Source organism: Sporichthya polymorpha DSM 43042 (assembly GCF_000384115.1).
GTDB lineage: Bacteria > Actinomycetota > Actinomycetes > Sporichthyales > Sporichthyaceae > Sporichthya > Sporichthya polymorpha.
This window is the reverse complement of record NZ_KB913029.1, coordinates 5265096-5280281: the sequence shown is the minus strand read 5'-3', so window position 1 is coordinate 5280281 and position 15186 is coordinate 5265096. Positions and strand designations below refer to the sequence as shown.

The following is a 15186-nucleotide window of genomic DNA, read 5'->3' as shown; positions in this document are numbered from 1 at the left end:
TGCGACGGCGGACCCGGAGTCCGCAGCCGATTTCGTCTGAGCGGGCTACGTACCCCGTCCGCCCGGGAGGCATTCCTCGACCGCCGCGATCAGGCCCCGGACATGGCTTCACTCGCCGGGGACAGGCCTTACTCGCCCGGTCCGGCGAGTGAGGCGCGGCTCCGGCGAGTGAGGCGCGGCTCCGGCGAGTGAAGCGCAGGTGCTATCCGGCGACCTTGCTGAGCTTGTCCAGCGTCCCGGCGAGGTGCTCCTCCTTCAGGAACGGCATCAGCGCGCGGAACTGCGGGTCCTCGACCGCGCTCCAGTCGTAGATCTGGGTGACGGTCGTCCCGCCGGAGGAGTTGGGCTCGAGCTCGAAGGTGAAGGTCTGGCCGCCGGGCTTCATGTCACCGAGGCGGTCGAGGGTGTCGCCCGCGAGCCCGCACGGGGACCAGCCGATGCGACGGCCCGGCTCGAAGGCGGTGACGCGGGAGGTCACCTGGTAGTCGTCGAGGATCGAGTTGTTCATGTTCATCGTGAACTCGTCGCCCACGGCCGAGACCGGACCGCCGGCCGCGAGGCCGAGGACCATCCCGGCGCCGTCGATCTCCGGGTGCCGGGCGGGGTCGGCCAGGACGGCGAAGATCTGCTCGGCGCTGGCATCGACGTCGCGGCTGACTCTGAGCTGGTCGGACATGGCGCTCCTCCTGGGACACGCGCGGACGGGGGCTGGGTCGGTCGGCTCTCCGGGGATCTGTGTGCAGGGCCGAGGCGGACATTACGGCTCAGGGACGCCGATTGGGGAGATCTGGCGGTTACCGTGGTTCTCGCTCAGCTCCCGGGCGTCGTGGCCGACAGGGGCGAGAACTCCTCGGATTGGTGGCCCATGTCGACGCTGTCCGGCACCGACGTCCGCACCGACGACTCCTACGTCGCGGGCATGGAGCGCCTCGTCGACGCCGTGCGCGACCTGGCCGGGGCCCGGGGGCTCGACGACGTCGTCGAGATCGTCCGGCACGCGGCGCGGGAGATCGCGGCCGCCGACGGGGCCACCTTCGTCCTCCGCGACAACGGCCGCTGCCACTACGTCGACGAGGACGCGATCGCGCCGCTGTGGTCCGGGCACAAGTTCCCGATGGAGCAGTGCATCTCGGGCTGGGCGATGTTGAACGCGCAGCAGGTCGTCATCCCGGACATCTACGTCGACGACCGCATCCCGCACGACGCCTACCGGCCCACGTTCGTCCGGTCGCTGACGATGACACCGGTGCGTGCGGCCGAGTCCGTCGCGGCGATCGGCGTCTATTGGGCGAGCAACCACGAGGCGACGGCGACCGAGCGGCGGCTGCTGCAGGCACTGGCCGACAGCACCGCGGTGGCGATGGAGAACGTCCGCGTGCTCGCCGAGCTCGAGGAGCGGCGCGCGTTCGAGGCCCGCAAGCGCGAGGAGTGGCTGCAGGCCTGTCTGCACATCACCCGGGATTTGCTCGACGGGACCGCGTCCGACCCGCTGCCCGGGATCGCCGAGCAGGCGCGCTGGGTCGCGGGCGCGGACACCACGCACGTGCTCCTGCTGACGGCCGACGGCGCCGAGGTGGAGATCGCGGTGGCGGCAGGGGAACTGGCGATCCAGCGCCCGGGCGAGCGGTACCCGCTGGGGAAGACGTACTCCGGGCTGGTCGTCGAGACCGGTCAGCCCGTGCAGGTCGACAACGCGCAGACCGAGAACCGCGGGGCGGTCGCGCACTCGTTGGTCTCGGCGCCGATCGGGCCGCTCCTGGTCGTGCCGATGATCGCGGCCGGCCGCACCCGCGGCACGATGGTGATGACCCGTCAGGCCGGGGAGGCGACGTTCGACGAGGTCGACGTCGACCAGGCGACGGCGTTCGCCAACCACGCGGCCATCGCGCTCGAGTTCGCCGACGCGCGGCAGGCCCTGGACGAGCTCGCCCTGCGCGAGGAGCGGGACCGGATCGCGCGGGACCTCCACGACGACGTCATCCAGCGGCTGTTCGCGGCGGGCATGTCCCTGCAGGGGCTGCTCGGCACGCTCGGTGACGGGCCCGGCGCCGAACGGCTCGACCGGTCCATCGTCGACATCGAGAAGACCGTCGCCGGTATCCGCAGTGCGATCTACCGGATGCGGACGCCGCTGGGGCTCGGCAACGCGGGTCTGCGTGACCGGGTGCTGGAAGTCCTCGGCGAGGTGACGCCGCTGCTGGAGGCCGCCCCGGCCGTGCGGTTCGAGGGCGCGCTCGACGTCATGGCGGACACGGACCTCGTCGAGGACGTCGTCACCGTGCTGCGTGAGGCGCTGACCAACGTTGCCAAGCACGCGAAGGCGTCTCACACGTGGGTCGAGATCTCGTACCTCCCGGGGGCGCGGGAGCTCGTCGTCGAGGTCACCGACGACGGCGTCGGGCTCGGGGAGCCGGCCCGCCGCAGCGGGACCGCGAACCTGGCCGAGCGGGCGCGCCGACGCCGCGGGACCTGCGTGTTCACCTCGCCCACGCCCGGTTCCGAGGCCGGGACGTCTCTGCGTTGGGCCGTCCCCGTCGACTGAGCGCGCGTAGCATCGCGACATGGCCTCCTCGACGGTCCCGGGCGCCCGGCGCCGTCCTGCGCCGGAGCTCATCGAGCCCGGCGGGATCCTCTGGGAACTGACCGGCCAGCGGCTCTACGTCGCGGTCACCGGCAGCGCGTTCGTGCTGCAGGTGATGCACCCGGCGATCGGGACCGTCGTCGACCAGCGGTCCACCTTCCGCACCGACCCGTGGGGCCGCGCGGAGCGCAGCTTCGCCTCGGTGCAGACCTGGGTCTACGGCGGGCAGACCGCGATCGACGAGGGCCGGCGGTTGCGCGAGATGCACAAGGACCTGTCCGCGGTCGACGCATACGGGAAGCGGCACCACGCCCTGACCGCCGAGCCCTGGGCCTGGGTTCCCCTGACGGCCTTTCACGCGATCACGTCGTACTCGCGGTACTTTCTGCCGCGTCCCCTGACGGAGGCTCAGCTCGAGCAGGCGTACGCCGAGGTCCTGCAGATGTGCCGGATCCTTCAGGTGCGTGAGGACCTGCTCCCGCCGACGCCGGCCGCGTTCTGGGCGTACTACGACGGCATGATCTCCCGGACGCTCGTCGATCACCCGACGGCGCACGACGTCCTCGACCTCGCGGCCCGCACGCCCCCGCCGCCGATGCTCCCCGCCCCGCTCCGGCGGCTGTGGAGGCCGGCCGGCGCTCTCGGCGGCGAGATCAACCGGCTCGTGATGGTCGGGACCCTCCCGCCCGCCGCCCGGGCCAAGCTCGGCCTGTCCTGGAGCGGGTTCGACGAGCGCCGCCTCCGCGCCATCGGCACCGTCCTCGGCCGCGCCAACGCCGTCCTCCCCGAGCGGGTGAAGTACCTCGACATCGCCTACGAGGCCCGCCGCGCCACCCGCGCCACCGAACGCTTCGAACGCACCCTCGCCACCCGCCCGCTGTAGGGCCGGGACGCGCCCCATCGTCCGAGGAATGGCGCGTCATAGCGCGCGATTCCCCGGACGATGACCTGAGGACCAACGTCCCGACTTGCTCCGATCAACCACCGATCGCGCCGAGGTCCGTCATCCTGCGGCCGTGGACAGACGCAGCTTTCGCGCGCGCATCTTCGGCGGGGCGGGCGTCGCACTCCTCGGCCTGACTGGCTGCGGCATCGGCGGCGATTCCGTCGTTCCTTCCGACGCAGGTCCGGACCGGTCGCCGATCGTCGAGGCGCCGCTGTCGCCCAGCGCCGGGGCGCCGTCGCCCTCGGCCAGGCCGGCCCCGGTGGGTGACCCGGCGGAGCGCATCCCGGTCCGGCTCCCGCTCGCGAACTGGCACCTCGTCGACTCCGCCTTGGCGAGCACGGTCTCGGTGACGACGGAGGACCCGGGCGATGAGTTGCCGAAGGCGTCGAAAGCGTCGGCGGTCATCGAGCTCGCGGAGGGGCAACTCGCGAAGCTCGGGGAGAAGCCCGCGGAGGACCGATCGGTCACGATCGTCCTGAGCCGCGCCCAGTGGGCATTCGTCCTCGAAGAGCTGCGGGACTGGCTCGCGGTCGCAGAGTCGATGCCGGACGAGCCCGAGGTGGCGGAGTCCGTTCCCACGGAACGGGAGACGATCGCGCTGATCGAGCGCCAGGTGGCGAAGGCGCAGAAGGTTCTCGCCGGCCCGAGGGCTCCCGGGACGGCGACGCGGGCAGGAACCCGCCACTTCGCTGAGGCCTTCGAGCACCAGGTCTGGCTGGCGCCCTTCGACGCCTACCCCGTCGACGAAAAGTCCTGGCTCAAGGAGCAGGTGCTCGGCGTCAGTGGCGGTGCGGTCGTGATCCGGACCGGCGTCAGCTGGGGCAACGTCGACCTGACGGTGCGTGCCTTCGCCGCGGCTCCGGCTCCCCTGTCCGAGGGACTCGGCGACTGGGACGTCGGCGAGGAGGAGACCTTCGAGATCACCGAGCCGCTGCACGCCTTCGGCCCGCTGGGGCTGTGGTGGGCGGAGAACGCCTTCGTGCCGGCGCGCCCGGGGCTCTACCGGGTGCGCGTCCTCGCTTCCGGTCGGGTGCCGGACAACGGCTACGACGAGGTGGAGGGCCGGTCGGGGGAGCGGTACGAGGTTTCCTTCTGGCCGGTCACGAACCGTGCCCCGCACCTTCGCTACGGCGACGACCGGCTCTCCTCGCCGAGTTACGCCCCGTACAGCGACACGGGCGAGGACTACGGCGACGAGTAGTGGCGGCGAGGCTCCGGGACACACCCCGTCGTCCCGGAGCCTCGGTACTGCCGCCCACTGAAGACGTCGTCTGACCGGTTCGGGGAGTTCCCGGACGGCGGCGGAAATCCTTCTCTCGTTCCGAGCCCGGGCGTAGGTTCGACAGCCATGGGCACGCCGGCTGAGGTCTCCGAGTGGGCCGCGCGGGTCGCGACGCAGTTGACCGACCTCGGTCCCGAGCTCTCGACGCACATCATGGCGACGGTGCACGAGATGCCGCAGGACGCCGAGATGCACGCGGCCACCGAGACGAACGCGATCGCGCACATCGGGGCGATGGCGGCCCTATTGCGGTTCGGAATCCCGCCGGAAGGGATTGAGGCGCCGGCGCAGGCCACGGACTTCGCGCGGCTGATGGTGCATCGGGGCGTCGCGCTGCCGACGCTGCTGCGGTGCTACCACGTCGGCCAGGCGAAGCTGTGGCGCCAGTGGGTCGACGTCGTCTTCGAGAACGTCAACGACCCGGACGAGTTGAAGCGGCTCGTGACCTGGTCCACCGACTTCGTCTCGACCTACCTCGACGCGGTCCGGGTCCACGTCGTCGCGGCCTACGAGGACGAACGGCGCCGTTGGGAGCGGAGCCAGGCCGCAGCCGCGGAGGACGCGATCCGCGGCGTCCTGGCCGGCCAGGCCGTCGACAGCGACGAGGCGAGCCGCCGGATGCGGCACGAACTGCGGCGGCATCACGTCGCGGTCGTGTTGCGGCCGGACCCGGTGGAGGAGCCCAGCGCCCACGTCGCGGCACTGGAGGGCGTCGTCCGGCAGATCGCGGAGATCCTGGGAGCCGGTCAGCCCCTGCTGATGCGGGCGACGGACCGGTCGGTCTGCGGGTGGGTGAGCTCTGTCGAGGCGCCGGGGGCGACAGCGCTGGAGGCGCTGGAGGACTGCGTGCTCCCGCCGAACTGCCGAGGAGCGTTCGGCAACCCCGGCTACGGCCTCGACGGGTTCCGCGAGTCGCACCTGCAGGCGCGGCAGGCGCTCCGGGCCGCCGGCAGCCGGCTGGTGTCGTTCGCCGCGACGGGGTTCGGGTCCACCCTGCTGGCCGATCCCGAGTCCGCCGCGCGGTTCGCCACCGCCGAACTGGGGGCCCTCGCCGGCGCCGGCGCCACCACCGCCCGGTTGCGGGAGACGCTCGAGGCCTACCTCGCCGAGGGGGCGAGCCACAAGCGGGCGGCCGCCCGGTTGACGCTGCACGAGAAGACCGTCGAACAGCGTGTCCGCCGGGCCGAGGAGCTGCTCGGTCGACCCCTGGCCGGGCGCCGCGCGGCGGTCGAGGCGGCCCTGCTGATCCATCGGCTCCTCGACGCCTGACCCGCAGGGGACAAATCGCTCCTCCGGCGATAGATCACGGGCGCAAATGGCTCCCGTGAGGACATGGGCGACTCGTTCGGCGATATCTACGGTTTCGCGCATCCCCACGCCGAAGGACGCGCGATGTCAATTCTTGAGTTCGCCGCGACCGACCTCGCCACACCCGAGGTCATCGCGAATCCGTATCCCGCCTACGCGGCGCTGCGCCCGTACTCACCGGTCCCCGGCTACGTCGACTACCCGCCCGGAACGGTGCCCGGCGTCGACGAGCCCGTGGTGGCCTGGGCGCTGCTCACGCACGAGCAGGTCCGCGAGGCGGCCCGGGACCACCAGACGTTCTCCTCCCGCGACCCCCTGCAGGAGGCGAGTGACGCCCCGACACTGATGTTGGTCAACACCGACCAGCCGCTGCACTCTGCGCACCGCAAGGTCGTCAACACCGTCTTCACCCGCAGCCGGGTCGAGGCGATGCGGCCGTGGCTCGTCGAGCGGGTCGGGCAGCTCGTCGCCGACCTGCCGGCCGGGCAGGAAATCGACGCGGTGCACGAGCTGTGCGCCCACGTCCCGGCCGTCGTCATGTGCAAGTTCTTCGGAGCTCCCGACTCGGACGCCCCGAAGTACGAACGGTGGGCGAACGCGTTCATGCTCTCCGCCGACCTCACCGGCGAGGAGCGGAACGCCTCCAACCTGGAGCTCGGCGGCTACTTCGTGGCGCTCTGTCAGGCGCGGGCCGAGGCCCTCGCGGCCGGTGAGGAACCGGGCGACGGCCTGATCGACGCGCTGCTGCTCGCGGAGGCGGACGGCGAGAAGCTGACCTTCGAGGAGATCGTCCGGTTCTGCATCACGCTGGTCGTCGCCGGCAGCGAGACCAGCATGTACTTCGGCGCGAACGTCGTCGACGCGCTGCTCGACCACCCCGAGGCCGCGGCCCGCGTGCGCGAGGACCGCAGCCTGATCAAGGCCTTCCTCGACGAGACGCTGCGCCTGACCGGCCCGCCGCAGCGGCTGTTCCGCGTCGCGACCCGCGACGTGCAGGTGGGCGAGGCGCAGATCAAGGCGGGGGACTGGGTGGCGTTGTTCTTCGCCGCCGCGAACCACGACCCCGAGGTCTTCCCGGACCCCGAGCGCTTCGACCTCGACCGGCCGAACGCGAACCGGCACATGACCTACGGCCTCGGCATCCACTACTGCCTCGGCGCCCCGCTGGCGACCCTCGAGGTCGAGGTCATGGTCGGCGCGTTGTTCGACCGCTTCGAGCGGATGGAGCGCGGGCCGTCGGAGCCCGTCCCCCAGACCGCCACTCTCCTGCAGCACAGCCGAACCCGCATTCCCATCGTCCTCCACGAAAAGAGCACTGCGATGACCGCCCCCACCTCGACCGAGAGCCTCAACGTCCGGACGACCCGCACGATGTACGCCGCCGTCCCCGCCGGCGACGCCGAGACCGTGATGGCCAACATCCACCCGGACATCGAGACGTACTACTACGGCACCGACGACGTGCCCTACGCCGGCACGTACCACGGCGCCGCGGGGTTCGGTGAGTTCCTCCAGCGGGTGGGCAGCTCCGTGGAGGTGCTCGCGATGGATCCGCAGCTGATCATCGAACAGGGTGACCACCTCGCGGTGTTCGGACACCTGAAGTTCCGGACGTTGAAGGGGACCGAGTTCGAGTCGGACTTCGCGCACATCATCGAACTGCGGGACGGCAAGTGGTTCGTCTTCCGTGACTTCGCGAACTCGGCCCTGGTCGCGCGCGTCTTCGCCTCGGAGAAGTGACGACATGACGACACGCAGACGATTCCGCTGGGGCCTCGGGCCTGCCGTCGCGGTGATCGTGGCGGGCAGCCTCGTAGCCGGATGCGGTGGATCCGCGATCGAGGGCGCTGACGCACCGTCAGCGATCGTCGATGCCGGGACCGGCGCCGCCGAGACGACCGACCTGACGGGCGGTGCGGAGCAGGCCGACACTTCTGGCGCGGCCGCCACCGATGCCGCCGCGGTGTCCGGGGCCGACACCGCCACGGGCGCCGCGGCCACCGGGACGGCCGCGGCGCCCACGGGCTCGGGCGGGGCTGCGGCCGCGACCGGGACCGGCGCGGCCGCCACGGGCGGATCCAAGGGCAAGGGCGCCGGTGCGGCCGCCGGTGCGGCCGGATCGAGCCTCGCCGCGGCCGTGCAGCGCACGGTCGAGACGGCGCCGATCTTCGGCGGCAAGGCGGTCTGCAAGCCGGCCCACCTCTCGCCGGTCAACATCGGCAACGTCAGCACGCTGTCCGGCGTCCTCGGTGAGCTGTTCTCGCCGGTGCGCTCGGCGCTGGAGACGTTCGCGACCTCGCAGAATGCGTGCGGCGGCCTGAACGGTCACCGCATCAACCTGATCGTCGACGACGACCAGGGCGACCCGGCGACGGCGTCGACGAAGGTCCAGCAGATGATCCAGAACAAGAAGGTTTTGGCGTTCGTCGGCAACATCCAACTGCTCACCGTCGACGCGGTGGCCCCGGTCATCCGCAAGTACGGCGTGCCGATCCTGGGCTCGGACCTGACCAACAACACGTGGTTCACCAATCCTCTGATGTTCCCGCAGGGCTCGAGTGTGCAGGCGATGGCGTACGGCTACATCGACGCGGCGCTGAACCACTTCAAGACCCCGAACATCGGCCAGGTCTGGTGCATCGAGGTGCCCCGGGCGTGCGAACAGATGGAACGCGCGTTCCAGGAACTCGCACCGATGATGGGCGCGAAGGTCAAGAAGACGATCCAGGTCTCCATCACCGCCCCGTCGTACGTGCAGCAGTGCCTCGACCTCAAGAACGCCGGCGTCGAAGCACTGGGTCTGTCCTTCGACGCGGCCTCGCAGCACCGGTTCGCCCGGTCGTGCACTCAGGTGGGCTACCACCCGAAGGTCTTGCCCTACCCGCTCGGCGTCGGCAACGAGAAGCAGTTCCTGCAGGGCAACAAGTGGCTGGGCAACGCCTACGTGCCGATGAACCACTTCCCGTGGTTCGCGAACTCGACGCCGGCCGAGAAGTACTGGCAGGCCTCGATCAAGAAGTTCAACCCGGGCTTCACCTCGGGTGGCACCGCCGCCATGGGCTGGGCGAGCGGGGCGATGCTGGTCGCCGCTTCCGCCGGCCTGTCGGCCGAGAACCCGACGACGCAGCAGCTGCTCGAGGGCCTCTGGACCTTTCAGGGTCAGCAGTGGACGACCCTCGGTGGGCTGACGCCGCCGCTGACGTTCGGCAAGGACCAGAACCCGCGGGTCCCGTACTGCCTGTACGCCGCGATCTCGAACGCGGACAACACGGGTTGGGTCAAGGCGGTATCGAAGCCGGTGTGCACCGACGTCCTCGCCCCCAGCGACCCGCAAGCCAAGGCTCGGGGGTAGCGGCGTGGATCTGTCCTGGCTCAGAAGTCAGTGGGACCGCGTCCTCGCGATCGGTCTGACCGTGGCCGGTGCCGTGTGCCTGCTCGCCGGGTACGCCGGCGTGGCCGACTCACAGCTGCTCGCCGAGCAGACGCGGTACATCACCTCCGGCGGTCTCGGTGGCCTGTTCCTGCTCGCGCTCGGGGTGACGCTGTGGGTGTCCGCCGACCTCCGGGACGAGTGGCGCAAGCTCGACCGGATCGAGCGGATGCTGGCCGGCGGTGTCCTGCGCTGGGCGGAACCGCCGGCGGCCGCCCGGACCGACCGTGAGATCCCCGAGATCCCCGAGATCTCCGAGGTCCCCGAGATCTCCGAGGTCCGCGACCGCACGCCGGTGGCGTTCCGTGAACTCGCTTAGCCCTCCCGTCGCCGCGCCCCTGTGGTCGGTGCGGGCGCACCTCGTCCACGGGGTGCTCACCGCACTGGGCGCGGTCCTGTTCCTCGCCGGGACCGCGGTCGTGGCGAACGAGAAGGTCTACGCGGACCAGGAACCGGGTCTGGCCGTGGCGACCGTCGGCGTCGTGCTCGGCGGAGCCGCGGGCCTGCTCCTGCTGGTCCACGGCCGGCGCCGGGTGGCGGTCCGGCGTGACCAGTTGCTGAGCCCGGTACCGGCCGCGCCTGGCGTGACGGGGGCGACGGCCCGGACCCGATCGGCCGACCCGGCCGGGTTCGTGGCCGGTGAGGGTCTCGTGCACTTCCACCGGCGGGAATGCTCGATGGCGCAGGGCCGGGGCTGGCCCGTGTCCGACCGCGCCGGCCACGAGCGGGCGGGTCGCCGGCCCTGTGGGGTGTGCCGCCCGTGAACTCGTTCCTGAACTACCTCGTGCCGGGCATCGCCGACGGCTCCGTCTACGCCCTGGCCGCTCTCGGCCTCGTGCTGACCTACAAGACGTCCGGCGTGTTCAACTTCGCGCACGGTGCCTTGGCGGCGACCGCCGCGTACGTCTTCTACGAGGGGTACGTCGAGCAGGACTGGCCGTGGCCGCTGGCGTTCGCAATCAGCCTGCTCGTCGTCGGTGTCCTCGGCGGGCTCGTCCTCGAACGCCTGGGGTCGCTTCTGGCCTCGGCACCGACCGTAACCACGGTCGTCGCCACCGTCGGCCTGATGGTTCTGCTGCAGTCGTTGATGACGGCGATCTACGGGGCCGCGGACAAGAAGAGCGGGGACTTCCTCCCCACCAACGGGCCACGCCTCGGGGACGTCACCATCTCCTACGGCGACATGCTCGTCACGGTGTTCTGCCTCGCGGCGGCGGGCGGTCTGTTCCTGTTCTTCGGGCGGACCCGCATCGGCAAGGCCATGACCGCGGTCGTGGACGACCCCGACCTGCTGGCGCTGCAGAAGTCCAACCCCGCCGTGGTGCGCCGGCTGTCCTGGATTCTGGGGTCCTGCTTCGCCTCGATCTCCGGCATGCTGCTGGCCCCGAAGCTCGGGGTGTCGGTCAACGTCCTGGTGCTGATCGTCATCGCGGCCTACGGAGCCGCGGCGGTGGGGCTGTTCCAGAACCTGCCACTGACGGTGGCCGGCGCCTTCGCCATCGGCGTGATGGTGAACTACTTCCCGGCGCAGGCGCAGAAGACCGACTCGCTGTTCCTGCAGAGCCTGCCGCGGAACATTCCGTTCCTCGTGCTCCTGCTGGTCTTCCTGTTCGTGCCGGCGCGGTTGCTCACCGAACGCGGCATCCGCAACGTGCGCCGGTTCGAGGCCCCACGCAGCTTCTCGCCCCGCGTCACCGGCACGGGTCTGGCCGGTCTCGCTGCGGTGCTGCTCCTGGTGCCGCACGTGGTGGGCGAGACCGACATCACCACCTACAGCGCCTTTCTTGCCTACGCGATCATCTTCCTGTCGCTGGGGATGCTGCTCTACATGTCGGGGATGATCTCCCTGGCCCACATGGGTTTTGCGGCGATCGGTGCCACGGTCTCCGGCAAGCTCATGACGCTCGGGTTCTTCGACTGGCTCCCCGTGGTCGGTGGGCGGACGGTCTCCTGGCCGGTCGCGATCCTGCTCGGCGGCCTGGTGGCGGTGCCGTTCGGCGCCGTCGTCGCGATTCCCGCGATCCGACTGGCCGGGATCTACGTGGCGATCGCGACGTTCGGTTTCGGCATCCTGCTGCAGCAGGCCTTCTACCTCGCGCCGGTCATGTTCGACGTCGGCGCGCTGGTGCAGCACCCCCGGCCGGGTACCGAATTCTACGTCCCGGGCACGGCCACCGCTGAACCGGTCGAGGGCCGGGCGGCGTCGCTGCTCGGCGTCGACTTCGAGAACGAGCGCAACTACTACTACCTGGCGCTCGCGGTGTTCTTCCTGATGGCCGCGATCGTCCTGCTGGTCCGGCGCAGCCGGCTGGGAACGTTGCTGCGGGCGCTCGCGGACTCGCCGACGGCGCTGGCCGCGCACGGGGCGAACATCAACGTGATGCGCGTGCTGGTGTTCTGCCTGTCGGCGTTCATGGCCGGTGTGGGTGGCGGCGTCCTGGCGGGCGTGACCCAGTCGGCGAGCGGTTCACCCGGTGGCGTCTTCGACTACACCACCTCGCTGATCATGGTGGCGGTGCTCGGGTTCTGCGGACGGCGGCCGATCCTGTCCCCGCTGGTCGCGGCGTTCGTCTACCAGGTCATCAAGATCTACCCGCCTTTCGACCACCCGACCATGATCGAGTACCGCGGCGTCATGTTCGGCGCGCTCGCGATCCTGGTCGCGATCTGGCCGGCGCTGAACTGGAACGTGCTGTGTGGCCCGCGCGGTCGGGAACGCGAGGCGGAGCCCTACGGGCTTGGACTGCCGCGGCGACCGGGAGGAGCCGCTCCCGGTGCGGCCGGCGGACGCCTCGGCGCCGGTGCTGGTCAGCGTGGGAGGGCCCGATCGTGAGCACTGACCTCGAGGTCGCGAACGTCACCGTGCGGTTCGGTGGGATCGTCGCCGTCGACGACGTCTCCCTGTCCGCGCGGGCGGGGCAGATCACCGGGCTGATCGGGCCGAACGGGGCCGGGAAGACGACGTTCTTCAACGCCTGCACCGGGCGCAACCGGCCCCGGTCCGGCACGGTCCGGCTCGGCGGGCACGACCTGCACGCGCTGCGGACCTCACGGCGGGCGCACCACGGCCTGGGCCGGACGTTCCAGCGCATGGAGCTGTTCGAAAGTCTGACGGTGCGTGAGAATGTCGTCTGCGGGCCGGCCGCTCATCTGTCCGGCTCCCGGCCGCTCGGGCTCATCCACTCGACCCGTCGGGAGACGCGGCAGATCAACGGGTGGGCGGAGCAGGCACTCGGCCGCTGCGGGATCGCCGACCTGGCGAACCGCGTGGTCGGCGACCTGTCCACCGGGCAACGTCGTCTGGTGGAACTGGCCCGGGCCATCGCCACCCCGTTCCGGTTCCTCCTGCTCGACGAGCCGTCGTCGGGGTTGGACGTCTCCGAGACCCAGGCGTTCGGTGCGGTGCTCAGCGACTGGGTGGCCGAGACCGGTCACGGCATTCTGCTCGTCGAGCACGACATGGCGCTGGTGTCGGAGATCTGCGAACAGATCTACGTGCTCGACTTCGGCAAGGTCATCTACAGGGGCACGACCCGCGAGGCCCTCTCCAGCGACCTGGTCAAGGCCGCGTACCTCGGGGAGGCCTCCGTTGTTTGAGCTGCGCAACATCACGGCCGGCTACGACACCGGGACGGTCCTGCGGGACGTCTCGCTGACCGTGCCGAACAACGCCACCGTTGCCCTGCTCGGGCCGAACGGCGCGGGAAAGACGACGCTGCTGCGGGTGGCCTCCGGGCTGCTGAAGCCGTACTCGGGGCAGATCATCGTCGACGACGTCGACGTCACGGGAGCCGCGCCGCACCAGCTCGCCCGCAAGGGCGTCATCCACGTGCCGGAGGGGCGCGGGATCTTTCCCTCCCTGACCGTCGCGGACAACGTCCTGCTGCAGTCACCGCCGGGCCGGTACCGGCACGGACTCGCGATCGCGGCGTCCACGTTCCCGCGACTGGGGGAGAGGGCCCGTCAGATCGCCGGGACGATGAGCGGCGGGGAGCAGCAGATGCTCGCGCTCTCCCACGCCTACGTAAGCAACCCGCACGTGGTCCTGCTCGACGAGGTGTCGATGGGCCTGGCGCCCAAGATCGTCGAGGAGATCTTCGAGTACCTGACCGATCTCGGACGCCGCGGCGTCGCGCAGCTGCTCGTCGAGCAGTACGTGGGTCAGGCGCTCCGCATGGCCGATTTCGTCTACATCCTCGACCGCGGCCGGATCAGCTTTGCCGGCGAGCCCGGGGAGATCAGTGAGGAGACCATCATGAACAGCTATCTCGGGTCGTTGTCGTCATGAGGGCGTCGCGATGGGTGGCCGGCCTGGGAGCGCTCGGCGTGATCGGGACGTCGGCCCTGGTGCTCGGAGCGTCGAGTCCGGCCGCGGCCGACGACACGCGCTACAACCTCTCGGCCCGCGGTGACGCGTTCTACTTCGAGGTCAACGGCGACGAGATCCCGGTGTCGCCGAAGAACGACGCCGGCTCCCTGACCGCGGCGGCGGAGACGAAGAGCTCCGGCGGGAGCACCGGGTACGCGGGGATGCCGTACTGGGGCAACACCGTGCAGTACCTGCCGGGGACACTCAACGGGATCCCGAACCAGTTCGGAGCCCCCGACCTGCAGATCCCGTTCGCCGTCCTGCCCGGCTACATCTCGACCTCCTCGACGGGCACGCCGGAAGCCTCGGAGGACTTCGGTTTCGGCCGCATCGAGTCTCGCAGCGCCCAGGACGGGGCGTCTTCGTCGGCGTCCTACGGCGCCCCGGGGAGCATCCCGGCGCCGAACCAGCAGCAGACCGCGAACGCCACGACGGAGAGCACCGGCACCACGGTGTCCGCCGTCGCGTCGGGGAGCTCGTCCGGCTTCGTCAGCGGACCGCTCGAGGTGGGGCACTCGACCGCGATCGCCTCGATCAAGCAGACCGTCGGGCGGACCGCGCAGGTCGAGAGCAAGACGTTCGGCCGGTTCGCCGTGAACGGCCAGGAGTTCGGGTTCGACCAGAGCGGGTTCCGCTACCTCGGCCAGGGCATGTCGAGCGAGGACGCGATCGCCGGGGCGAACAGCGCCCTCAACGCAGCCGGCATCGCGCTCGAGCTCGCGCCGGTGGTGACCGACAAGGACGAGACCGGCCGAACGACGTACTCGATCGGCGGTCTGATGGTCACGACCACCCAGGACAGCCCGAGCGGCGCCGGCACCTTCACGGTCACCTACGTGCTCGGCCGGGCCTCCGTCGGCGCGGGCGTCGCGAGGATCGGGTTCGGCACGGCGGCGGGAGCGGCCGGCTCCGGCACGGCCGCCGCGACGGACGGGGCCGCCGTCTCGGACGGCGTCGCCGACACCGCGATCGTTCCGTCGCTGGACGACCGCTTGCCCGCCGCACTGACCGCCGCACTGCCCGCGGGACTTGCCGCGGACGCGGCGGCGGTCCCGTCGGCGGTGCTCCAGCTGGGTGCGGACGGCGCGCTCGTCCCGGTCGGGGAGGTCGTGGCCGGGCAGGCCCTGCCGAAGGTTCTCGGCGTCGCGCTGAGCGGGAGTCCGACCGGCGCGCGGGGCGAGTGGCTCTACGCCCCGCTGCTCCTGGCCGGGGTGGTCGTCCTGGTCGCGCGGTTCGGCGCGGTGCCCGGGCGGACGCGCTCGCGCTGACG

At 71.1% G+C, this 15186-nt stretch carries 13 protein-coding genes; 12 read left to right on the top strand and 1 reads right to left on the bottom strand.

The window, feature by feature from the left end; translation table 11 throughout:
• Nucleotides 1-202 precede the first annotated feature (202 nt).
• On the bottom strand, nucleotides 203-676 hold the full coding sequence (locus SPOPO_RS31620) for an SRPBCC family protein (RefSeq protein ID WP_019878031.1): 474 nt from the start codon (nucleotides 674-676) through the stop codon (nucleotides 203-205).
• A gap of 189 nt (nucleotides 677-865) precedes the next feature.
• On the opposite strand from SPOPO_RS31620, the gene SPOPO_RS31615 reads away from it, so the two are divergent.
• From SPOPO_RS31615 to SPOPO_RS0125405, 12 genes are all read left to right on the top strand, one after another.
• Nucleotides 866-2542, top strand: coding sequence for a sensor histidine kinase (locus tag SPOPO_RS31615; RefSeq protein WP_019878030.1), 1677 nt, complete (start codon nucleotides 866-868; stop codon nucleotides 2540-2542).
• A gap of 19 nt (nucleotides 2543-2561) precedes the next feature.
• Nucleotides 2562-3464 (top strand): oxygenase MpaB family protein, encoded by a 903-nt coding sequence (locus SPOPO_RS0125450; protein WP_019878029.1) that lies wholly within the window; start codon nucleotides 2562-2564, stop codon nucleotides 3462-3464.
• Between the two features lie 133 nt (nucleotides 3465-3597).
• Complete coding sequence (locus tag SPOPO_RS0125445) at nucleotides 3598-4728, top strand: hypothetical protein (RefSeq protein WP_019878028.1); 1131 nt, start codon at nucleotides 3598-3600, stop codon at nucleotides 4726-4728.
• Nucleotides 4729-4875: 147 nt separating this feature from the next.
• Nucleotides 4876-6078: a PucR family transcriptional regulator gene (locus SPOPO_RS0125440; protein WP_019878027.1), complete on the top strand. Its 1203-nt coding sequence runs from the start codon at nucleotides 4876-4878 to the stop codon at nucleotides 6076-6078.
• 123 nt (nucleotides 6079-6201) lie between these two features.
• Nucleotides 6202-7857 carry a cytochrome P450 gene (locus tag SPOPO_RS31610; protein ID WP_156870239.1) on the top strand — a complete coding sequence of 552 codons (1656 nt, stop codon included), beginning with the start codon at nucleotides 6202-6204 and terminating at the stop codon, nucleotides 7855-7857.
• Nucleotides 7858-7861: 4 nt separating this feature from the next.
• A complete protein-coding gene (locus SPOPO_RS0125430) occupies nucleotides 7862-9469 on the top strand; it encodes an ABC transporter substrate-binding protein (RefSeq protein WP_084671546.1) in 1608 nt (535 codons plus the stop codon).
• Between the two features lie 4 nt (nucleotides 9470-9473).
• Nucleotides 9474-9866, top strand: a complete 393-nt coding sequence (locus tag SPOPO_RS0125425) for a hypothetical protein (protein ID WP_019878024.1) — start codon at nucleotides 9474-9476, stop codon at nucleotides 9864-9866.
• Nucleotides 9853-10311 carry a hypothetical protein gene (locus tag SPOPO_RS0125420; protein WP_245541757.1) on the top strand — a complete coding sequence of 153 codons (459 nt, stop codon included), beginning with the start codon at nucleotides 9853-9855 and terminating at the stop codon, nucleotides 10309-10311. Before SPOPO_RS0125425 ends, SPOPO_RS0125420 begins: the two co-directional genes overlap by 14 nt.
• Nucleotides 10308-12380: a branched-chain amino acid ABC transporter permease gene (locus SPOPO_RS32075; RefSeq protein ID WP_169577229.1), complete on the top strand. Its 2073-nt coding sequence runs from the start codon at nucleotides 10308-10310 to the stop codon at nucleotides 12378-12380. The genes SPOPO_RS0125420 and SPOPO_RS32075 overlap by 4 nt, the downstream gene beginning before the upstream one ends.
• Nucleotides 12377-13144, top strand: coding sequence for an ABC transporter ATP-binding protein (locus SPOPO_RS33300; RefSeq protein ID WP_051098453.1), 768 nt, complete (start codon nucleotides 12377-12379; stop codon nucleotides 13142-13144). The genes SPOPO_RS32075 and SPOPO_RS33300 overlap by 4 nt, the downstream gene beginning before the upstream one ends.
• Nucleotides 13137-13835: an ABC transporter ATP-binding protein gene (locus SPOPO_RS0125410; protein WP_019878022.1), complete on the top strand. Its 699-nt coding sequence runs from the start codon at nucleotides 13137-13139 to the stop codon at nucleotides 13833-13835. The genes SPOPO_RS33300 and SPOPO_RS0125410 overlap by 8 nt, the downstream gene beginning before the upstream one ends.
• A complete protein-coding gene (locus SPOPO_RS0125405) occupies nucleotides 13832-15184 on the top strand; it encodes a hypothetical protein (protein ID WP_156870237.1) in 1353 nt (450 codons plus the stop codon). The genes SPOPO_RS0125410 and SPOPO_RS0125405 overlap by 4 nt, the downstream gene beginning before the upstream one ends.
• Nucleotides 15185-15186: the final 2 nt, after the last annotated feature.